General features: G+C 40.4%; 17 protein-coding genes and 2 pseudogenes. 7 read left to right on the forward strand and 12 right to left on the reverse strand.

What is annotated here, in order from left to right; translation table 11 throughout:
• Window positions 1-60 precede the first annotated feature (60 nt).
• From CSH93_RS10595 to CSH93_RS10615, 5 genes and pseudogenes are all read right to left on the reverse strand, one after another.
• A pseudogene (locus CSH93_RS10595) lies at window positions 61-303 on the reverse strand (integrase core domain-containing protein); the annotation flags it as partial.
• Window positions 304-342: 39 nt separating this feature from the next.
• Window positions 343-1,602 carry a glycosyltransferase family 4 protein gene (locus CSH93_RS10600; RefSeq protein WP_100643208.1) on the reverse strand — a complete coding sequence of 420 codons (1,260 nt, stop codon included), beginning with the start codon at window positions 1,600-1,602 and terminating at the stop codon, window positions 343-345.
• A gap of 400 nt (window positions 1,603-2,002) precedes the next feature.
• Window positions 2,003-3,463, reverse strand: coding sequence for a lipopolysaccharide biosynthesis protein (locus CSH93_RS10605; protein ID WP_100643209.1), 1,461 nt, complete (start codon window positions 3,461-3,463; stop codon window positions 2,003-2,005).
• Between the two features lie 39 nt (window positions 3,464-3,502).
• Window positions 3,503-4,489, reverse strand: coding sequence for a polysaccharide deacetylase family protein (locus CSH93_RS10610; protein WP_100643210.1), 987 nt, complete (start codon window positions 4,487-4,489; stop codon window positions 3,503-3,505).
• A 12-nt stretch (window positions 4,490-4,501) separates the two neighbouring features.
• Window positions 4,502-5,614: a carboxylate--amine ligase gene (locus CSH93_RS10615; RefSeq protein WP_164078349.1), complete on the reverse strand. Its 1,113-nt coding sequence runs from the start codon at window positions 5,612-5,614 to the stop codon at window positions 4,502-4,504.
• A 152-nt stretch (window positions 5,615-5,766) separates the two neighbouring features.
• Between CSH93_RS10615 and CSH93_RS10620 the strand changes: the two genes are divergently transcribed.
• Window positions 5,767-6,909: a glycosyltransferase gene (locus CSH93_RS10620; RefSeq protein WP_100643212.1), complete on the forward strand. Its 1,143-nt coding sequence runs from the start codon at window positions 5,767-5,769 to the stop codon at window positions 6,907-6,909.
• Window positions 6,906-7,490 (forward strand): arsenate-mycothiol transferase ArsC, encoded by a 585-nt coding sequence (locus tag CSH93_RS10625; protein ID WP_100643213.1) that lies wholly within the window; start codon window positions 6,906-6,908, stop codon window positions 7,488-7,490. Before CSH93_RS10620 ends, CSH93_RS10625 begins: the two co-directional genes overlap by 4 nt.
• A 29-nt stretch (window positions 7,491-7,519) precedes the next feature.
• Here the strand turns inward: CSH93_RS10625 and CSH93_RS10630 are convergent, their stop codons facing one another.
• Both CSH93_RS10630 and CSH93_RS10635 read right to left on the reverse strand, forming a co-directional pair.
• On the reverse strand, window positions 7,520-8,722 hold the full coding sequence (locus CSH93_RS10630) for a glycosyltransferase family 4 protein (RefSeq protein WP_164078350.1): 1,203 nt from the start codon (window positions 8,720-8,722) through the stop codon (window positions 7,520-7,522).
• A 347-nt stretch (window positions 8,723-9,069) separates the two neighbouring features.
• Window positions 9,070-10,695 carry a right-handed parallel beta-helix repeat-containing protein gene (locus CSH93_RS10635; protein WP_124748966.1) on the reverse strand — a complete coding sequence of 542 codons (1,626 nt, stop codon included), beginning with the start codon at window positions 10,693-10,695 and terminating at the stop codon, window positions 9,070-9,072.
• 638 nt (window positions 10,696-11,333) lie between these two features.
• On the opposite strand from CSH93_RS10635, the gene CSH93_RS10640 reads away from it, so the two are divergent.
• Window positions 11,334-12,152, forward strand: coding sequence for a polysaccharide pyruvyl transferase family protein (locus CSH93_RS10640; RefSeq protein WP_100643216.1), 819 nt, complete (start codon window positions 11,334-11,336; stop codon window positions 12,150-12,152).
• A 105-nt stretch (window positions 12,153-12,257) separates the two neighbouring features.
• Window positions 12,258-12,387, forward strand: a pseudogene (locus CSH93_RS18285) (transposase); the annotation flags it as partial.
• Window positions 12,388-12,495: 108 nt separating this feature from the next.
• On the opposite strand, the gene CSH93_RS10645 reads toward CSH93_RS18285, so the two are convergent.
• A complete protein-coding gene (locus CSH93_RS10645; protein WP_240615583.1) occupies window positions 12,496-13,836 on the reverse strand; it encodes an O-antigen ligase family protein in 1,341 nt (446 codons plus the stop codon).
• A gap of 185 nt (window positions 13,837-14,021) precedes the next feature.
• Between CSH93_RS10645 and CSH93_RS10650 the strand changes: the two genes are divergently transcribed.
• Window positions 14,022-15,152, forward strand: a complete 1,131-nt coding sequence (locus CSH93_RS10650; protein ID WP_100643218.1) for a hypothetical protein — start codon at window positions 14,022-14,024, stop codon at window positions 15,150-15,152.
• Here CSH93_RS10650 and CSH93_RS10655 read toward each other — a convergent pair.
• The 4 genes from CSH93_RS10655 to CSH93_RS10670 all read right to left on the reverse strand — a co-directional run bounded on the left by CSH93_RS10655 (window position 15,132) and on the right by CSH93_RS10670 (window position 19,643).
• Window positions 15,132-16,772: an asparagine synthase-related protein gene (locus CSH93_RS10655; protein ID WP_100643219.1), complete on the reverse strand. Its 1,641-nt coding sequence runs from the start codon at window positions 16,770-16,772 to the stop codon at window positions 15,132-15,134. The two genes, CSH93_RS10650 and CSH93_RS10655, sit on opposite strands and share 21 nt — an antisense overlap.
• Window positions 16,773-16,849: 77 nt before the next feature.
• Complete coding sequence (locus tag CSH93_RS10660) at window positions 16,850-17,806, reverse strand: THxN family PEP-CTERM protein (RefSeq protein ID WP_100643220.1); 957 nt, start codon at window positions 17,804-17,806, stop codon at window positions 16,850-16,852.
• 159 nt (window positions 17,807-17,965) lie between these two features.
• Window positions 17,966-18,823 (reverse strand): ThiF family adenylyltransferase, encoded by an 858-nt coding sequence (locus tag CSH93_RS10665; protein WP_100643221.1) that lies wholly within the window; start codon window positions 18,821-18,823, stop codon window positions 17,966-17,968.
• Window positions 18,824-18,827: 4 nt separating this feature from the next.
• The gene (locus CSH93_RS10670; protein WP_100643396.1) at window positions 18,828-19,643 is read right to left on the reverse strand and encodes a PEP-CTERM/exosortase system-associated acyltransferase; all 816 of its coding nucleotides are present in this window, start codon (window positions 19,641-19,643) and stop codon (window positions 18,828-18,830) included.
• Window positions 19,644-19,906: 263 nt separating this feature from the next.
• Here CSH93_RS10670 and CSH93_RS10675 point away from each other — a divergent pair, with 263 nt between their 5' ends.
• Window positions 19,907-20,629 (forward strand): S1 family peptidase, encoded by a 723-nt coding sequence (locus CSH93_RS10675; RefSeq protein WP_240615574.1) that lies wholly within the window; start codon window positions 19,907-19,909, stop codon window positions 20,627-20,629.
• Between the two features lie 108 nt (window positions 20,630-20,737).
• Window positions 20,738-22,009: a Vi polysaccharide biosynthesis UDP-N-acetylglucosamine C-6 dehydrogenase TviB gene (tviB, locus tag CSH93_RS10680; RefSeq protein WP_100643397.1), complete on the forward strand. Its 1,272-nt coding sequence runs from the start codon at window positions 20,738-20,740 to the stop codon at window positions 22,007-22,009.
• Window positions 22,010-22,013: the final 4 nt, after the last annotated feature.

Below are 22,013 nucleotides of genomic sequence, written 5' to 3' on the forward strand. Positions count from 1 at the left end.
TAACGTCGATTGCTATGAATATATCCCCCAATTGTAAACCTCTGGACTTCCCAGCTTTCACTAGACAGTTTGTTGTTCTAAAAAATACGTTTCTTCGAATTTAGCAGGTGATTCACCGCCTGTATGCGAATGGCGTTTTTGGGGGTCGTAAAACATTTCTATAAAGTTAAATATCTCTGTCTTCGCTTCGTCTCTTGTCGAATATATCTTCTTTCTGAACACCCGTTTTTTAAACGTAGCGAAAAATCTCTCAGCAACACCATTGTCATGGCAGTTTCCTCTACGACTCATGGAAGGAGTTAAAAGTGCCTAAAAAAGTATGAAAGCCATTTAAATCTACGTTTATCTTTCTTTAAAAGATAGCTTTTCATAAAGTTGCGAAAGTCTTTTTCCTATAGATAGATAAGAGTACTGTTCTTTAACGAGACTTATCGCGTTATTACTCATCTCCTTGAACTTATCGGGGGTTTCAATCAAATGTTGAACACATTCAACGTAATCTTTGGGCTTATCAGCAAACAGCACGTTTTTACCATTGCTAACATTGATTCCTTCACAGGCTATTGGATTTGATATGATTGGTTTTCCCATCGCCAACGCATCCAAAATTTTTAATTTAGTTCCACCACCATCACTGATTGGACAGAGATAAATATCTGCTTTTTCAATGTAATGTCGAACGTCATCGACAAAACCATGAACAACGATTCCACTATCTTTTTCCATTGATTTCCGAACTATGTCTTCCGGGGGGTGTGCACCAACGATATCCAATTCAGCATTAGGATATTTTGTATGAATTAGTGGCCAGATCTCATGAACTAGGCATCTAACCGCCGCTCTGTTTGTATAAGCGTTCAGACGGCCTACAAAGATGAACCGAGGTGAATCTAAGTTTGAAAAACCATTTGATTCACATTCAGGCTTAAAGTACGAAATATCGACCCCATTCTCAACCTCTGTAACTTCCGCAGATGGAATAAATGTTCGAAGCCTATCGCTGTCCAGTCTTGAACAAGTAATATTTAGCGAAAACTCAGGACACCAAGTTGATTCAAACTTACCGAGTCTCTTTCCCTCTTGCCACATATAAAATTTAACAAAAATATTTGAGCTTTTTTCTGCTCGTCTTAACAGCATATGAGATTCGATGTTATGGTGGTCCAAAACGGCCAGTGTATCTTTAAATAGACGAAGGTAAGGGGCGAGGCTGATCGTGTCGTAGTGGACCAATTCGATATTGTGAGCACCTTTGAATGCTGTTAGCTCAAGTCTGAAGGTGTCGCTATTAAGCCAATTTATTGTATATGGGTTCGAGCTGAAAATGCTTTTAATAGCAAGTAATTGTTTTCCGTACTTGTAGCGTTCACACGGTATATCGAAAAAGGATACAGTTTCACAAAATTTTAGCAGCTCATTTTTCGCTGTTTCTAAACCGGAATCATAGTTATCGAAATGTGTGTTGATTAGATCCCTCTGAATGAAGGCGAACAAATGTACTTCGTGATACTTTGATGCTTCTTTCAATAAATTATAACTTCTTTGAAGAACCCCACCTTTAGGGGGGTACGGAACTAAATGAGACAACCATAAAATTTTCATAGATGAGTTTGTTAATACCGATAGGATATTACAGCCAGCTAATGGCTAGGCTTAATATTTTTTACCAAATTTCGTACGTTCTATTGTTAGTATACATTTAACTGATACAGCCGTAGAACTCTACACCAGAGTCTAAGAGAGTAATACAGCATGTTGCTCTATGCAATAATCGTAACCTAACCGCGCTGTGAAATAGTTCGGATTATTTGGAGTAACAATAGATGAATTTGCGTCTAAGCAGTTGTGCGTAATAGTCAGGTAAACATTACATTCAGAGGGTAAGCGTCTTTAAATATTTGGACTCATCATAAGATGTTTTAGTCTTTCAGCACTTAACAGCGAACATTTCCATTTGTATGCTAATGCCCCCATTGCTGTACTCCAAATTTGGTATAAATAACTAATTTCCCCCTAATTTAACAAATTGCGTGAGATCCTTCCGGTGAGGGCTAAATAACCAAAAGTAACCTAAAAGGGCACTACAAAACAGAGCTGAAGCAAGAGTGAGATAAGCTATTTGCATCAGTATGTTGCTTCCCGCCAACTCGACTGAATAAAGAGTAGCCATTACAAAACCAACGGTAATTGTTGGGGTTGAGATTGAAAGCACGATTGGTAGCCCCATGTCGTAGGCCTTACGACCCACCGCGTATGTAACGAAAAACTCTAATATTTGTGCCATAACAAGGGCACATATAGCACCAATAAGACCAAAATATAATGTTCCCAATGAACATGAAATAGTTATATTGATTGCGGTCATAAATGTTATTTTGGGTATTAGTTTCGTCAACCCAGATTTAAGCAATGAAAACCGAACAAATATTTTTAGGCTGTTAAATACAGCAGACAGGCATAGAAGCGGAATAAGCTGTTTTGATTGTGCAAAGCTCTCACTCGCCATAATATCTATCACCGTACCAGAAAATAGACTAACACCCATTAAAGCACAGCAAAGAACTGATAAAATAACTATAAATGCAGCAGAGAATATTTTTTGTGGGTTTTCTTTTTGGCTGGCTACTTCAAATCTCTGAACCTGCCACCATTGGTTAAAAGGTTCCCAAAACAATAGACTAATCAACATGGCAAATTTCATCGCAAAATGATACAAGCCTACTTCTGTTAAAGACGTGAAATATTTCAGGACAAAGTTGGTGATAAACGTAATGTAGAGAGTAGCGAATCCACTTAGCCACAGTGGCCATGAAAACTCCCAAAGACGTTTGGCTATTTGCTGATTAAAGGAAATTCCTGCATAAGAAAAGGTGTGAAAGCCCAGTATGCCAGCCAAAATCAGAGAGGCTATCAAGCCGCTGTAAATCACACCGACTACGCCCATTTCAAGTTCAATTAAGAAGTATATGTTTAGGGAAAGCTGCAAGGCTAGTTTCAGTACGGACAGAATAAAGAAATAAAACGGCTTTTTTCTAAGTCGCAAGTATATCAGGCCGTACGATTCAATCGAACTGGTAATTAGCATTACACCGTAAACAGCGAAAACATTGGATAAATCAGAACGCTCAAAAAATGAAATGGCCAAGTGCTCAGCAGTTAATGCAAATATCAACGCACCAAGACAACTGGCCGAAATAGTAAATGTTAACGCCGTTGAAATTAATGTTCTTCTATAGCAGGTGTCGTTCTGATCATAAAAAAACTTAGGGATGGCTACGCCAAACCTAGCGCCAAGAAATAGTTCATAAATACTCAGGAATAATGCTAGGAGTCCGACGATCCCATACTCGGCCGGCGTAAGGTAATTGGTATAAACCGGCAACATAATGAATGCCGATATTTGTCGTAATATTGTGCCTGATGTGTACCAGAAAACAGGTTTCTGATTAAGCTTGTTTAGCATTTTAATATTTGCTTACTTTTTGAACAGTTAAAGTGGGTATTAAAACCAATTTGCAAGTCGAGCTTTGAACTTTGTCGGCGTATTACTGACATCTTCATGCAATCCAATTCTTACAAGTTCGTAGGGCGACATTTCTGCGTTATTGTTATGCCCCCGGTTTGTTGTTACTGCATAAGAATACGTTGTCTTAACGAGAGCAAGTGCCTCTTCTGAATAATCGCCATTAGGAAAACAGAAGCCATTAATATTGTCTTGAATACAGGCTTCTAATTCTTTTTTAGATTCAGAGATTTCTTCTTTTAGGGTGGCGGTTGGTAAATAGTCTTTTAATCTCAAATGATTGCAAGTATGGCTTCCGATATCGACATTAAGGTTTTGTTTAGCATCAGTAAGTTGCTTAAGATCCATCATTTCAATCGCCAATTCTTCATCTGAGAACACGCTTAATACATCATGGATTTGAGTGTCTGGGTATTGCTTGAGATATTGAATAATTGACGCTGCACTCTCTCTATTCATTGAGCCTCCGCTAAAGTTAGGCATTAATTTTTGCATAGAGGCTATTTGTTCTGACGTCCATTTGGAATTAGATAGAAGAATTCTAAGAAGTTTATTGGGCCAGAATGGGGCGGGTTGGCCCAAGAACCGGCTTACTGCAAATAGGGTTGACGGCAAATCGTATTCTCTGAGTATTGGGAATGCAAACTCGTAATTGTCCAGCCACCCATCATCAAATGTAATCGCTACAGCAAATTGAGGCCTTTTTGATGCATCTTTCTCAAGCCAACTTCTAAGACTGACTACAGGAACCTTAGAATCGACTAGCGTCTCAACGTGCATTCTGAATGTCTTTGGTGTGACAACCATACCCGGCTCTTCAAATTGATAACGTTGGTCATCTTTGGGTAGCACGCGATGGTACATTAAGATAACAAGCGTTTTATCTCCCGCTAATAGAGTACGCCACCCAACGGTAGCCGCGAGCCACGTGGGGATTATTTTTAAAAGGTCTTTAAGCAGGCGCATGATAACTCTTAATTAATGGAAGTAATGTTTAAGTTCAAACCAAAATGGCTTCATATCATCAAAGCGATTGACTTCGTGCTTTCTGTGTATGAACTTGGGAAGCATAAATTTTAGTGTATGGATAAGCTTTTTAACAAAGGAATAGTCTTTACTCTTCCATGTTAAATATAAGTTATCCAAATCACCTAATAACCACCTAAGTTGCTGTCCTTGCTTAAAATGCTCAATATCATGAACCTCTACTCCCAGTTCTCCATCTAGCAAAAGGCTGGGGAAATCAACGCCAGAGTCAATTGCTAACTGCAAAGAGCCCCATAATCGGGTATTAATTTCCATTAAAAATGGCGTTCCATTTGCGCTGACTCGGTACTCGATCATTGCTGCACCATGCCATGATACATGATTTAACAATTTTTCTGCATACTGTTTCATCTGAGGATCCACGCTCACACTTTCACTGAGTACGCTTACTCCGCCTTGTGGCGGTTTCTCGCGGAGCCTTTTGTGAGCAAAAAACGCCTTGCTTTTGCCCTTTTGGTAATACGTGAAGATTCCTGCTCCATGACCCTCAATAAAGTCTTGAAGCATAAAGGGAGAATGTTCTATGTATTTATGCTTAGCCAAGATCTTGGCTAATGCCTCTTTGTTTTTGGCAACGCTTACCTGAGTTTCAACCCATTGTTTATCTTTTAACACTCTTGATAAGCTTGGCTTTATGACACAAGGGTACGTAATGTCATCAAAATTTAGTTCACTACTGTTGTTGTAGTATTGAGTCTGCGGGATTGGAACGCCAATAGAATCAGCCAATTTCATCAAGCTGATTTTGTCGCTCAACTGTAAAACCGTTTCGAGAGATGCAAACGGCAACAAACAATGAAACTCTGCTCGGTGCGCAAGTAGGGTACGGCTACTGATTTCAGTAACAGGGAATAAACAGGTGATCTTGTATTGCGCTATCGCATTCTTGACCCATTCAACAAATGCTTCAGGGGCGCTTTTGGGGCTAGGGCATTGGATATAATGAGAGCTGTATTTGGATTCCCCTGCGAGAGCCGCGGGTTCGCTATCACATGTTATGACCTTAACGTTTTCTTTTTTTCCTAACGATCTTGTCGAAGCCAATGCACTCCTTTGTGAGGCATCAAATACAAGAACAACAATACTGTCCATTTTTAAATCTAAAGTTCTTAGTATGCAGCAAGGTTATTGCTTGTTATGCTTGACTACAAGCTGAATTTAGCAAATTTTTTAAAAACTCATGGAATGGTGTTCAATTGTCTAAGTTTACAATCCTCCATTTAATCGATACCACAGGGCCTGGTGGCGCAGAAGACGTATTCATCTCGCTTGCTACTCGCTTGAACAACGAAAGCTTTAGGAGCATTGCTGTTATAAGAGGGGAGGGATATGTTGCCAATACGCTGCGTGATAAAGGGGTAGAGCCTATTATTATTGATGCCAAAGGAAGCTTCAATGTTGGGCTACTGAAGGGGCTCATTAAGCTCGTTAGAGGTGAAAAAGTAGATTTGCTCCAAAGCCATTTATTAGGTTCTAATGTGTACGCCGCTATTGTAGGGTGGTTAACTGGAACGCCTGTTGTAGCAACCTATCATGGTATGGTCGACATTTCACCCAATGAACGCTTTAGAACTGCCAAGCTATGGTTTATGCGTAAAGGCATTTCTCATTTTGTGTCGGTCAGTAATGCGTTAAAAAAAGCAATCGATAAAAACCAGCTACTTGTTTCCGATAGAACCAGTATTGTTTACAACGGAATTGACACAACGCTATATGACCTTCCTAAAAGTTCTAAATTAAAAGCGCAGTTAGGTGTAGAAAATTCAGTTCCGTTGATAGGGGCACTTGGTAATATTCGGTCTGCTAAGCGTTACGATCTCTTGGTTGAAGCTGCTGCTTTGTTGCAAGATCGGGGTATTGATGTTGCTTTTTGTATTGCAGGTGACCCAAAAGCCAGTTTGAGAGCTAAGCTAGATCAAATGATTGATGAAAAAGGGTTACACAATATACACTTTGTGGGGTTTGTAAAAAACACGCCGGAATACTTACACAATATCGATGCTTTTATTCTTACGTCAGATGCTGAGGGGTTTTCAATCAGTACAATAGAAGCAATGGCGTCTGGATTACCGGTGATTGCCACTAAATGCGGTGGTCCCGAAGAGATAATTGAAAATCAGTCGCAAGGCCTACTTGTTGATATCTCGGCAGAGGGAATTGCAGGCGCGGTTGCATCTTTTGTTAACTCCTTCTCGCTATCAAGTGATTTGGTTAATCAAGAAGCTCAGAGACGTGTAAATGATTCCTTTTCAATTGAGGTAATGTTGAATAAATATCTGATGATTTACAAAAAGTTAAGTGAACGATTTCCAGAAAATAAAACGGAGTCTACTCTATGATGGAGAAAGCCTCTCTATTTATAGCCAATAGGTACGGATCAAAAAAGGGATTGCTGCGCTACTATTGGTACGGATTACTGCAGCGTTTGGGAATTTACTCTAAATACCGCCTCAATACCCACAATGAGATAAATCGACTGGTTTACATATGCAGCGGAAATATTTGCCGCAGCCCGCTTGGAGATGTTTATGCGCGCTCATTAGGCTTTGAGAGCGTTTCTTTTGGTTTGCATTGTCGTGGTGGGGATGAGGCTTTCGAAAAAACACTTCAATATGGGTTGCAGCAGAGCTTACCCATAGAAGAGCATCGGTCGCAAAATATCAGTCATTATGAGCCTCGAAAGGGGGATTTATTGATTGTGATGGAGCCAAACCATTTAGAAGATTTGGAAACGCAATTTCCCGAAACACCCAAGCTGTTGTTGGGGTTTTTGACCGATTGGGAGAATGTTTATATTCATGATCCATTCAACACTAATGTGGTTTTTTTCGACCGATGTATGAAGGAAATTGAAAAGGCAACGCTGCGCTTGATAAGGTTCAAATTTGAAAAAGCAAAAAGAGCAAGGTGTTCAAATTAGCCATAGGGTAGTTTTCACGAATGGATATTTTAGTTTGCATTTTTTTTCAATAGGGATATATAGATATTATACATCTCTTCTCCGAGAGATTCCGCAGAGTATAATTTACTGTCTGCTATGGCATTTTGCGATAGCCTGGAATGTAATGACTTGTTATCTATCAGTTCCCTGATTATTGAGCATAGTCCTTTTTTATCGTTGGCCTCGTATAAGAATCCGTTTCGCCCATGCATTATTATTTCTTTTGGGCCTCCTATGTTCGTAGAAATGGCTGGAATTCCATGAGCAAATCCTTCGATAATTGTTCGTCCAAAACCCTCAGGCCCAAGACTACAGTTCGCTACGAGGAACGCCTTGGTATAAAAAGAGCTTACATTTTGTTGATAGCCAAAAAAAACAACTTGATCCTTAAGGTTTAGCTTTTGAACTAATTGCTGGAGTTTAAACAAATAGTAATTACCTCCGTCAGCGCTGTCACCTACTAGCCATACTTTAATTCTCTTATCTTCTTTCAGTAATGATGCAATCGATTCTATAAACTCGAGCTGTCCTTTAAAGGGGACGATTCGTGCTGGAATCAAAATAGGGTAATTGCTTTCTTTCTTTTCATGCCTTGTGTTTCCGACTCTTATAACTGGATCGGGTAGTACTTTAAATTGGTCACGCGGCACACCAATGTTTTCTGAAAATTTATCGGCGAGATGTTTGGATACCGATAGATAACATTCAGCATTCTGCTTTACTGATCTGGGGAGATTAGAGAAGTCATCAGGTCCCCTAAAATGATAAACTAGCGGGACTTTTAGTAAACGAGACACTTTGTAACAGAAAGAGCTGATATTATTGTTGCAATGAACGATTTGGGCCCCTTTCCATTTTCCGATTGCGTAAACTAGGCTGATGTTTATAAGGTCGTTTACTACTTCCAGTAATGAGATTATTTTTATTCCCGGAATCTTCGAAAGCCTAAAGCGATTCTCAGCCCATTCATTGAAAACTGCTTTCGTTTTATAGTTAAAGAGAGAGAGTAAACTGAAATGATTATTTTCAAACAACGGCTTAGTTATAGAGCGTTTCGCGAAAGATACGACCACAGGAGTAATCGGAACGTTACTACCCTTGAGTAATTCAGACAGACTAACCATCGCGCCGCCAAAGCTCATCCCGTTTTCTATAAATAAAACAGTTACCTTTTCAGTTTTGTTTTGACTGGCTTTTAATGTTTCCGTCATACCGAGCGTTCCGTTGGTTTCCATGAGACTTGATGTTTAGTCAACGCTTCTATGTTATGACCGAATCCAGAGAATCAGTTACAAAAAGAAAGCGCTAATGTCAAGCCGTTACTAATTTACAATATGTTTGCAATTTTATCGTAGGGGAAAAAAACCATCGCGTATAGGAAAATTTAGCGCTAGGATTTTCTCTATAAATTGTCGCGGAGAGTTAACGGGCATTCGGCACAAAAAATCCATAAAGTAACCGTTCGTTTTATTACCATTCACTCTCACTTTTAATAAATTACAAATATGTTGAGGTTTGTATATTGCTCGGACTAATATGATTTCTTAATTCTTTCCATTTACTTAACGTTAACAATCTCGGCTCCAAGTTTCCCATAAAAAATCTCTCTTTTCTCGCCTTTTAAGTTCCCTAAACTATCAGTAATTTCGTCAATTTCTGTACCTGTAAGGTTGTAATAACGAGAATCTTCTTTGTATGGAGTATAAGGCCAGCGATCTAGCTTATCACTGACGACAACATTTGCCTGAATATCAGTAGTACTAGCGTCTAAGAATCGCAATAAAGCAGAACCATTGATGAAACTATTTCGATACACAAAAGAGTTAAAAGTTAAACCTTCATAACTTCTTTCAGTTGCAAATAGCAAAGTTGTTCTGGTAGGTTTGCCTCTCTGGAAAACAATTCGGTTAAATGCCACTTCATGGTTGTTTGGAACTTCGGGAGACTCCTTACCATAACCGATACAAATTCCTCCATTTTTTATGTTATGAGAAGCAATGTTTGCTCGGATCGTAACAAAACTCGTCGTTCCTTTTGCCCAAAAACCGCACTTATTATCGCTGTCTCGTGCTATATTCTGCTCGATTAGTACATAGCTTGAATAGTATATATCAACATATGAGCCATTTCGAATACCATTAAAGAACTTCTCATGAACGTTATTTTTATACAAGATATATTTTTTATGGTGCGAGGTGTTGGAAACGAATACGCCCGCGGGATTATCAGTTCCTTTGATGCCAGGGCCATGATTTGAAAAGGTATTATTCCACCACGTAGCTCTGCTTACTTCACCTATTGCCCAAATAAAATGGGCATTGTTAACGTCCTGTCTAGATGAAATCCAACGTAAATTTCCGACGAAAACGTCGTTTAGTCTATTTGTATCAGTGAATATTTTTGCGCGTGATGCGTTCAATACTGCATTTTCATCGGGGTACCCAATCAATGAAGGGGTTTTTGTTTTGGCATCTAGTCGAACGTTATTGTTGGCGTTAGCATCTCCAAGCAAATCATAGTGCCCTTCTCTGAAAACAACTATTTTGTTGTGGAAATCGCTATTGTTTCGGTCTCCTTTATACCAATCTGAGAATTCTGCCAACGGTTCAGATATAGTTCCAATGCGTTCTCCACGCCATCCATCCTGTATAAATACAAATTGATTCGGGTCTACTGAAACTTGCCAAACCAACTCAACGGTGTCTAAAAATTGATCAATCACTCTCACTTTAAATGTGTACTCTTGGTGCGAGTTAGTTAAAGGGGTCCAAGTCACTATTCCGTAATTATGTTCACCTAACGTTTGACCAACTTGAGCTCCTATCGGGGCTTGTAACAGCTCATATTTGAAAGGCCAAGCGCCACCTTGCACACCAATAGGAATTTCATAGCGCATTTGCGGGTGAGCCCAGCGATGTCGAGCATGTGTTTGAGTCTCGGTATCAGGTCGGGGGAATACAACATGCATCGGCATTTTGGCAGGAATAGGGTTTTCAATTTTGAAATCGAGCACTGGCTCGCTATATTCCTGTTGGATTTCAAAATAATCTGACGAGTTTGGTGTAATAGCAGTTTGTTCGTCATTGCAACCAAGTAGTGGGGAGAAGGTAACGATGACAATCAGCCAAAACAGTAATTTACGCAACGCATTGATTTTCAATAGATTAAAGTATTGTAGCATCATATTTCCTTTCGGCGAGAGTCATACGCGGCTTTGGGGGGAGTGAAAAATATGAAGCTGAACATGACCTTTAATTGCAAGGGTAATATGTTACCTAATTTAGGACGTTTTGAGAAACACTAAAGTTGAACAAGTAATCTAACTAAAAAAAGACAGAATTTTTTCCATGCGTCGACGAAGCAATCAAAACCTCTTTAGTAAAAACCTACAAATTTCTCAAACTTGAAGTGGTAGTACCTGTGGATTAGCGGTTCCTTTATTGCGGAGCATTTACAGAGAAGCAAAAGTGCACCTGCAGACTTGTTTCAAAAGTTCTGCACGGCGGACCTGTTTATCCGACCATTTGGAATCACAATTAAAAATTACTTTTCCTAGCCGATGCTGCCCTTACATATGATTTACGGAAATATGAGATTTCGGTTTTCCACAACGTCACTTTTATATGAACAATACAGAAACAGAAACAGAAACAGAAACAGAAACAGAAACAGAAACAGGAAGCAGGATTAGACCGAAAGAAGTGATCGGACTGAAACGAAACCATGAATCAGATCTCTTTTCGTGTTACAAAATAGCTCAAATGAATATACTTTCTGCATTAGCATTAATTTTACGGTGAAAGAAGCGAAAGGGTTGGGGTTATGTTTGAACAGTTGGGTTCGATTTGTAATTTAGGTTTACGGCATGTGCGGAAGGAGAATCCTCGATTTATGTTTTGGTCAGTTTATTATCCTTTTAACTTCGGCGATTGGATAGGGCCATACTTGTATATAAAGAAAACAAAATCAGAGCCTTGGTTTAAATCACCCTCATCTTTTGACCGTGGAACTGTTTACATGACCGCTGGAAGCATAATGGGGTTTACGCGAGAAAACTCTATTGTTTGGGGGTCGGGAATTATGAGCCGCAAAACGCTTTTCCCGCGGCCCCATAGTATTCGAGCTGTCCGAGGTCCTTATACAAAAGAGCTATGCGATAGTCTGGGGTACGATTGTCCTGAAGTATTCGGTGATCCCGGACTAACATTACCTAGTTTCTACAATCCTGACCGAATGAATAAATACAAGCTTGGCATAATTCCGCATTATACTGATATGGACCGAGTCGCTAAGATCTTTAGTGCTGAAGAAATAGTGATAATAGATGTCAGATATCCAATTGACCATATCATTGATTTGATGAATCAGTGCGAGTGCATTGTTAGTAGTTCATTACATGGGATAATCTTATCACACGCATATAGTATTCCAGTCGGTTGGGTTTCATTTGATTCCCAGCTAACAGGAGATGGCGTAAAGTTCTTAGATCATTTCGGTTCACTCGGTGAATTCTCCCCGCAGAAACTTGATGGAGCAATCAATATACCAATAGATGAGTTAATTAGTTTTGCTCAAGACATGAAGCATTATGATACCACAGAAACGGTGGCACAACGCTTACTTCAAGCTTGTCCGTTTTAGTAATTGAGTAACAGAAATGCATTGCATATTGGTAAGATTTTTGAAATTCCAGACTTTGCTAGACGCTTTTGAACATGTGCAATGTCTCTTCAAACAGAGGTGTTTATGAGTAAAGGCATGCATTATACCGAAGAATTTAAGATTGAAGCAGTCAAGCAGCTTACAGACCGAGGAATATTCAGTCTAGGGGGTAGCTGATCGGCTTGGTATTTCGACTAAATCCCTATATCACTGGTGAAGCCTGTTGAGTGGCAATCAAACGGCTCGTCAGTCATCTAATGATTCAGTTCGCGTAGTCAAGTTAGGTCAAACCGTTTAGTGAACGCAGTGAAGTCCATTGTGTTTATGTTTTTGACGCAGATTTCGATGAATTTGCCACAAATACAAGACACGCATGTAAAGATGCAGATATCCATAGAAAGGGGTAATATCCCACTGTTACAAATTGCCCTGCAATGAAAAAACCCAAAACTGCCATTTTGTTCCCTCTCCAAATAGATAACAGTACTCCAGAATCATCACAACTTATTAAATGCTTTGGAGTTCTCGTAAATAGGATAGTGGAAATAATTAAAAGATAGAATAGTAAAGCAGTAAACCCAGCATCTGTTCCAATTTGTATCAATATGTTATGCGGTAATTCCGCATTTTTGTAAAGTATATCTTGTGGGAAGTGTGCTGTGTAATATGGGATGAAATTATGATAACCAACTCCAAGAGCAGGGTGCTCTTTCATCATTTCCCAGCCATTTTTCCAATACAACGTTCGCTGAATGGAGGTCTTATCTTTTCCTATTGAGGTAAACCTTTCCTTCTGCTCTTCAGGTAACACTTGCCATGCCAAAGAGATAACAATCCCCCCCATTATTAATGCTTTAGGTTTGAAGATTTTCTTCCAAAACATAACGGTGAACTGAACTGCTAGTGCAATTTGGGCTCCTCGGCTACTGGCACCTAGTATCGTCAATAAGGGGCTAACTACCGCAATTATTAGGACCCATTTTTCCCATGTGGCTAAACTGGTAGCTCTGTTCCGATAAAGATAAAATGCAACAGGAAACAGTGTTAGCATCAGGATGGCAAGTTCCCCCGAATTCTGGAAGTATCCTGAAGGTCCCATTAAGCCCCATGATGTGAATGAAAACCCTCTAAATACGTAGGTTCTCGCAGTACCAAAGGCGATTTTGATGGAACATAAAAAGATAACCAAAAAAAAGACATAAAGCCGCTCTTTGGTAGTGACTATTGACGTTATTATAAAGAAGATGATTATCCACTGAGCAAAAAATATGTAATGTTCTGTTGACCAGCTAGAGTCGAATGCCGTCAATATTGACAAGTTAATTGTTACTGCAAACAGCAATATGAATGTGTGTAATTTTGACCACTTTAATCGAGAGGTCTCATCGGTAAACGAAGCTGCCAACGCGATGATAAGAAATAGCTGAGCCCACGGAAGAAAATCAATTATAGGGAAAATGGACTGCGGTCTAAAATATTCAACAAACATGTAGCAGCAAATTGCTTTAAACGCGATGGATTCACTTTTGAAATAAGCCCACAGTGACGGTAATTTTAGAAACCAGAACTCACTTAGCGTTGCACTCGATTTATTGTTTGGACTCATTTCGATATTTACATAGTACGTTGGAAAAGCTTCTTCTTGCAATGTGACGAAAGCCACACTAATCAAGCATTTGCCTTATTTAATAGTCATTGCTTTTCAAGCATTTTTTACACCCCGTTAGAGTTTCACATAATGGATATTAGCTCAAGATAAGTTTTAGGAATTGCTCAAATACAATTTAAAGTAAGCGTAAACTTGAGTATCATCATTTTCTTCACAAAAAAACAGCTAAGGACTCTCCTATGCATCTTGATAATCTTGATGTCGTTAATAATACAGACTCATCATGCATAGTTTCAATGGAGTTAGACGGCGAATACCTGTATTACAAGCTTCCTGAGACTCCTTCATACTTAGTGCTAGACCCCTTCATTGCTGTGGGATTAATTCCAGCAATGAATGCTCATTGCGCTGTATCGGTTGAAAGTGATGTCTCCGTATCTAGCAGCTTGTCGTCAAATTTGAAGTTCTATCAGGAGTTCTTTGCCACTTGGGTACCTGCTCTTGAAGTTGTTGATATAAAAGCAAAGGCCTCTTTCTCTCAGAGAAGCGCAAATAAGAAGGTTGGCTGCTTTTTTAGTGGCGGTGTCGACAGCTTTTATTCCTTCGTAAGAAACCAAAAAGAAATTACTCATATTATACTTTGTCGTGGTTTAGACATACCCATTCATGAAGAGCAACGTTGGCTAGACACGGTTGAACGAATTAAGGCCTTTGCCGATCAGTACGGAAAAGAGTTACTGTTAGTTGAAACTAATGCCAAAGATTTTACTTGTCATATGCAAACGGATTCTTACGACGTCGATAATCACGGGGCAATCCTAATAAGCACAGCTATGTTGCTAGATCTAGACCGTTTGATTGTGCCGGCCTCTTTTAGTTACAAAGACCTGTTTTTATGGGGGAGCCATCCCATTCTAGATCCACTACTGAGTACTGATCAGATGTTAGTAACACATGATGGCGCCGCTGAAAGAAGTGAAAAAACGCGTTATATAGTTGAATCTGGTATCTCGTTAGAAGCGTTGAGAGTGTGTAATAGGTTTGCTGATTACAACTGCGGGAAGTGTGAAAAGTGCCTTAGAACCATGACTGCCATTGAGATTTATGGTGGTAAAACCAACAGTTTACCTAAATTGAATGTAGAACAGCTGCAAACTATAAAAATCTGGGATGAGTTTATTTATCCATTCTGGGTAGACAACTATAAAGCTGCAAAATCCAAAGGTAGAGAAGATTTATTGCCCCCTATAATGCGGATCATGAAAGACTGGGAACGACGTCAGCGAATTAAGTCTTTTGATAATAAGTTTTTACACGGAGCTGGCCTCAAAACGTTGAGAAAGATCAAGTCACTCATTGCCAGAGGGTAAACGCTTGTCGTTCAGGTAGTTGATGTTAAATAGGCTCCAAACTGTTTCGGTATTCATTAATTCTAATTTGGCTAAATGATCAGAGTAAAGTGGCGAAGTGTTTGAGCTCAACAGTGCCCGCACCCATTGATCTCGTGGAATAGGAAAGCCCAGCTTCTTTTGATAAATGGCATCTTTTTCTATGTATTCACAGGCTAATTGTTTTAATAACGGTTTTACCTGATCAGAAGTATCCTGTTTGAATGATTTGATTAGGCTAGCGCCGCTTAGCCCAAACATTTGCTGATCACTTAATCTATTTGAGATTTCAAGCATACTCGCATTATAAAAAGGTGAAACGATTCGCTTACCCATATGTAGTGCACTTGTCTCTAATTCAAAGATTTGATGAGAGCAACTGACGGCAATATTGAACTCAATCGCGCGCTCTCGGGAAAAATCAGCCCTGTGTTCGTGCTGAGTGACTTGCGGATTTTCATAACCCATTGCATAGAGTTGTTTAGTTATTACGTCATCTGCTATTTCAGGAATAACGACCAGATCCCGCAGGCCACTCGCTTTGATCTTTTCAAGTGTTCTGCGAATAGCGATGGGCATAAGCTTTGAAGGAACATACTTGGCTACTTTCAGCAATTTGGCATCAATTATTCCTGACTTTATTTGACTACTTCCAAATAACGTATCTGCGTAATGACCATACAAAATATCCGTTTCATCTATATGTTTGAGCAAAGAGTGCAATACTAATGCACTGTAGTTTCGGATGGGAACGCCTATCGCATTTATGAGCTCGTCAAATGCCTGGATAAAGTCTTGCTCGTTTATCTGAATTATCTTGTGGGGTATCTGCAACGTTTCAGCGAATCGCTTGGCTCTCTCAAGCTCCGGGTTTTCTCCGTCACTCCAGTCAGGAGTATAGGCAATAACACTATCAAAATACTGTGCAGCGGTCGCTGCAAGGATAAATGAATCGACTCCACCGCTCAGTAATACGGCAATCGGTTCATCTGTTTGGAGTTCTTGAAAAGTGTTCTTTAAGCTCTGCTTAATACCTTTGATAGCACTTGCGTCACTGATGCTGTTGGAGGACTTCTCTATGCTTAAAGAAGAGTCATGAGTATTGAAATACTGAAGTTTGCGTGATGTAGATATCGATATGCCTTGAAGAAAAGGAAGTACTTGTATTTCTTTTTCCAAGGCTGAATTCGTGACTATACGAGACGATAACGCTCGTACAATTGCTTTGGGATCCCAAGGCTTACTTCTTAATATTGGATGATTGGGGTCGGTAGTTATAAGCGTTTTGTGTGGGGTTTCCGATATTAAAACCCTCTGGCTAGCAAATCGGTCTCGAATTAGAGTAACTGACGTTCCTTGTTTACTTTCAACAATCAATGCCACTACAAAGTTGTATTCGCTAGTAGCGATAAATCGCCAGTCTTTGCGCTCAATTTTTATCATTAACTCTTCTGCCGAAAGTCCGCTCGGTAGTCGTGTATACAAAAGAGTTTTACTTGAATCTTCGATATTTGCGATATACGTATTTGGAGCATTGCTATTAATCGCGCAGCTTTTATGAGAATCGGTCGGATGAGTAATGTCTATCGTTAGAAAATTCATATTGAGTCTTGAGTTTTAAGCAAAAAATTTCAAAAAAAAAGCCGGCATAAAAGCCGGCTTCTCTGTATGTGTAAGTCTTACGCTTTCTTGCGACGACCAACCAAAACTAAACCAACTAGGCTTAAAGCAAACACTGCTAGCGTTGAAGGCTCTGGAACCGCTCTAACCGCGAACTGTGCATTAAGAACGTTTACTTTTTCTTCTTCAGTAAGGAAGCCAAATGCACCGCCACCTAGAGTTTGAAGACCACTCAAACGAGTGATTAGTTCATAACGCTTGTGTACGTCTGGGCCAACACCGCTAACAACAAACTCTACAGCGAAATCGATAAAGTCTGCGCCACCGCCGATGATGTTACCACCAGCAAAGCCAATTACACTGAAAATGTCCGCACAACCGTTAACGTTAACACCAACACCAACTGCATTACCATCTTCACAGATGCCGTCGAAACCGCCATCGTTGCGAGTTTCGTTGAAATCTACAGCAAATTGTAGTTCAGGAGCCAATACTGCGCCTGTGTTGTTCGCACCCATGTTGTAGAAACCAGTAAGTTGCAAACCGTCTACTAATGTCACTGACTCAATTGGGGTGCTAGTGTTAGCCCATAATTTGAAGTTGTCGTGACGAAGAGCCGTACCGTTTTTAAACGCAGTTGTGTAGTCACCAAATGCCGCAACTGTTTGAACTCGACCTTGGGCCGCGCCACCATTTACGTCTTGATATACACCGTTTTCATCCCAAACCTGAGTAGTGCCTTCAGTAATAGGTGAGTCAACTTCTAAACAGCTTTGTTGATTTCCAACAACTGGGTCACCCCAACAAATTTGAGTAGATAAAGGACCTGTTGTTAGGATTGAACCGTTGCCACCGTCAGAATCAGCAGCGCTCGCTGTTACGTCTGTGGCAGGATCCCAATTCATCCAACCTGCTTCGTTAATGAAATCCCACTCAGTAATAAGAGTCGGCATTGCGAAAGATGCTGAGCTAACGCTCAATGCTGCTGCCGCTGCTAAAAGTTTAAATTTTTTCATGTTGTTTCCTTTGTCAAACACGTCGATAGTTTACGCTTGCAAAAGATAAAGCATCTACCGTGCCAAAAATTCAACATGTTGTTTGTAAAGGTTTTTTTTGTTTTTGTTGTTTTTGGGATTACTGATTTGTAAAAAATGCTGACAAGTTATTTGGGAAGGTTATTTCTCGTTTACTACTTTCTTGGCCACTTTAAACATTATACGAGGCACTAAGCCTCGATTGCCCAATGGGCGCCACGTTTTCTTAAGCACATTTCGATAAGCGTCTATGTGTATGCCGTATGGTGCGCACAGCACTTCCCCTCTACCGAGCAGTATTTTGAGCGCATAGGTTTCAGCCATGCCTGCACATAAATTCACCGCCATTACTGTGGAAGGGCCTTTCTTCTGTTTAAAGCTTACTTTGCTTTCATCCACCAAATACTTGCGTTGCAACATGGCTGGTGACAAGCCTATAAGAAACTGGATTAACTGATCTTCTTCTGTCTGTTTGTCGTTAAATCGAAAGTACTCTTCAAACGTCATTTTACCGGGCATAAAACACAGCAGTGCACACCCCATGCCCAAGGGGGCAGCGGTTACCACGGGAATATTTTTTTCATAACATTTTTGAAAAACTAACTTACGTGCTGATAAAGCGAAGAAGTCTAAACTGTCGACGTATAAATCTATACCGTCTAGAAATTCATCGACATTCTCAACCGTTACGCCACCGTCAAATTCCTTTACACTGGCCTCTGGATTAATGTCTTTAACCATGGCAGACATGGTTGACATTTTTTGATGGCCAAGAGTTGACATAAAAGCCCCAAATTGGCGATTGAAATTATGTACTTCATACTCATCGAAATCAGATATGTGCATATTCTGAATGCCCAAACGCGCAAGCGTTAGCATATGTAGACTGCCAACACCACCAGCACCTGCAATCGCGACTTTTTTATTTCTTAAGATGGCTTGTTCTTGCTCAGTTACCCAACCAATATTGCGGGAAAAGGCGTCGTTATAATTAAACACGCTGCTATTCCTCTGTGTTAAACATGTGTTTCTGTGTCTCTATTGATTGTTGTATGTCTCTCAGCATGGTTTTAAATGCCGGCGTGAGATTTTGCATTAAAAGTGCAGGATTAATGTAGTATGGCGCTCGTTGGCCATGGTATTCCACTGTTGGGCCCAGTTTGTGAAACTTAATGCCCAAGAAGCTCATACTACGTGCCAAGCGCGGCTCCATCATGACGTATGTATGCGGAATGTTTTTCGCTATCACAATTGAAGCAGCCGACATGTAAAGACCTATGGCAATAAAGGGAAAGCAGCGTAGTTCTTGTTCAGAATATGTCTGCGTATTGATGACACCTGTTGCTGCGCCTTCAAATTGGTCTGCTTTTCTGCGTCTAAAACGTTCTGGTACGGCTAAACGGCTTATTTCGCATACACTGTGCCGAGGAAAACGTGCAGGGGTTAGCTCTTCATCGGTAATGGAATGCAGGCAATACTTTTCTATCGGCAGTTGCTGGGATTCATCCGTTGGGTGAACGACTCGCACCGTACCTGCAAAATTGCCAGTTTGTAAGTGCTGGATCATGGCGTGAATAGAGAATGCGTCGAAATCATCAGATTCTTGTTCGTTATCGCGAACGGGTTCAAACCCTAACTCTTCGCAGTAAACCTGATGGCGTATGTTATAGACGGTAGACTTGCTTTCCTGAGATTCGGCTACAACTGGGCGCAGGTAATCGGCAAAATGTTTAGAGATTTGCTTGGCTTCTTTTAACTTGCTGTAGCCGGTCATGACCTTTTTCACTCTGTCAAAAACCGAATTTATCGGGTTTGCCATAGTATAAGGTCGCAAAGACAGACTGTTCGAGTTAATTGAATTCACTAGTTAACCTCAAGCTAAGAGCGACAAATCCTTTTGAATAGGTCTAATATAGCACAGCGTTTACGACACTTTGCAATCTGTTAACTGCAAAATGTGATTAAACTTTATATAGTTACCTCATATGTCTCAGGGTAACTCACGTACATCTTTAACAAGTATAGGCCTTATTGAGCATGAAGCACTATTCAATTTATTTAGTAGTACTATTATGTTTTTCTATGTCTCCTTCATTCGCTAAAACCCTGGTTGAAGTGGTTAAGGAAGTAAAGCCCTCAATTGTGGGCATAGGCGTGTATGCGCCAATGGCGACAGTAAGTAATCAACTCCAGGGCACTGGTTTTGTGGTGGGTAATGGTAAATATGTGGTCACCAATGAACACGTTATCAATACGGAGTTGGAGGAGGGCATAAAGTCTCAGCGTGTAGTTTTTGTACCAAATGGAAGGCGCACCATCACGTTACCGATTAAGCAAATTTACATACATGATAGGCATGACATCGCGATTGTAGAAATTGAACAAGTACTTCCGCCAGTAAAGCTTACTGCTACCGATCATATCATTGACGATGGTTCTTCTATTGCGATAACGGGCTTCCCAATTGGAGCGGTGTTAGGGCTTTTTCCTGCTACTCATGCGGGAATTGTTGCGGCAATGACGCCAAATATCATTCCAGCCCAACATAGCTCACAAATGTCACAACAATTTGTGCACCAGGTGACAGATCCGCTAATGATTTATCAACTTGATCTAACAGCGTATCCCGGCAACAGCGGTAGCCCTGTTTATTTAGCTGAAACGGGCGAAGTATTCGGTGTGATCAACCAAGTGTTTATCAAGGAAACCAAAGAATCCGCGATTGAAGACCCAAGTGGGATCACTTATGCGATCCCCATTGGTGAGGTATATAGGCTGGCTCAAAAGCATGGAATTTCGTTGTGATCCTATCAAAAGGATAAATTTGGACTAATTAGCGTTTTGTGAATGAGACAAAGTGTGCCAACATTTGAGCTTATAGGATGTGAGATATAAATGTATGCAGCGGGATCTATGAACAATAACAATAAAATAGCGATCATTGGGTTGGGTTATGTAGGGTTGCCTTTGGCTGTTTCGTTTGGTCGTCATTATCAAACGATTGGGTTAGATGTTAATCAAGCGCGTGTTGACGAACTTAATACCGGCCACGACAGTACTCTGGAAGTGTCTAGTGAAGAGCTGGCCGCAGCTCAGCAGTTAACGTTTACTTGTGACCCTCAAGATATAAAATCATGTGATTATATTATCGTGACGGTACCGACACCGATAGACAAAAACAAGCAGCCTGATATGACGCCGTTGCAAAAAGCCAGTCAGATGATTGGCAGTGTTCTGCAACCGAATACTACAGTGATTTATGAATCAACAGTGTATCCAGGTGCGACCGAAGAAGTTTGTATCCCCATTCTTGAGCAAGTATCGGGGCTAGTCTTTAATAAAGACTTTTTTGCTGGGTATTCACCAGAGCGTATTAATCCAGGTGATAAACAACATCGCCTTGAAACGATTGTAAAAGTAACCTCTGGTAGTACGCCCGATGTGGCGGATAAGGTTGACGCGTTATACCGTTCAATCATTACTGCCGGCACCCACCGTGCGTCATCTATTAAAGTGGCTGAAGCTGCCAAGGTGATTGAAAACACGCAGCGCGATCTGAATATTGCATTAATTAATGAACTCGCGATGATATTTGCACGCGTCGGCATTGATACTGAAGAAGTGCTCGAAGCGGCGGGTAGCAAGTGGAATTTTTTGCCCTTTAGGCCAGGCCTTGTAGGCGGGCATTGCATTGGGGTTGATCCTTATTATCTAACTCACAAAGCGGAAGAGCTTGGGCACCACCCGGATGTTATTTTAGCTGGGCGTCGCATTAATGACCGCATGGGCGAGTACGTGGTATCTCGTCTAGTTAAAAGTATGCTGAGCAAACAGATAATGGTTAACGGTGCGAACATTTTATTGCTTGGCATCACATTCAAAGAAAATTGCCCTGACATTCGCAACACTAAAGTCGTTGATATCGCAGAAGAATTAGCCAATTACCACGTTAATTTAGATATTTATGACCCATGGGCAACGCCTCAAGAAGTTGAACATGAATATGGCCTTTCATTAATTGAAAAGCCTGAGTCAGGTAAATATGACGCAGTCATCGGGGCAGTAGCGCATCACCAATTTAAAGCGTGGAACAATGAGCAGCTTAGAGCATTGTGTAAACCGAATGCAGTCATCTTTGACCTTAAATATATGTTTGATAAAGATGCAGTCGATATACGTCTGTAAGGGA

The sequence above is a fragment of the Neoalteromonas facilis genome (assembly GCF_002807665.1).
Classification (GTDB): Bacteria; Pseudomonadota; Gammaproteobacteria; order Enterobacterales; family Alteromonadaceae; genus Alteromonas_E; species Alteromonas_E facilis.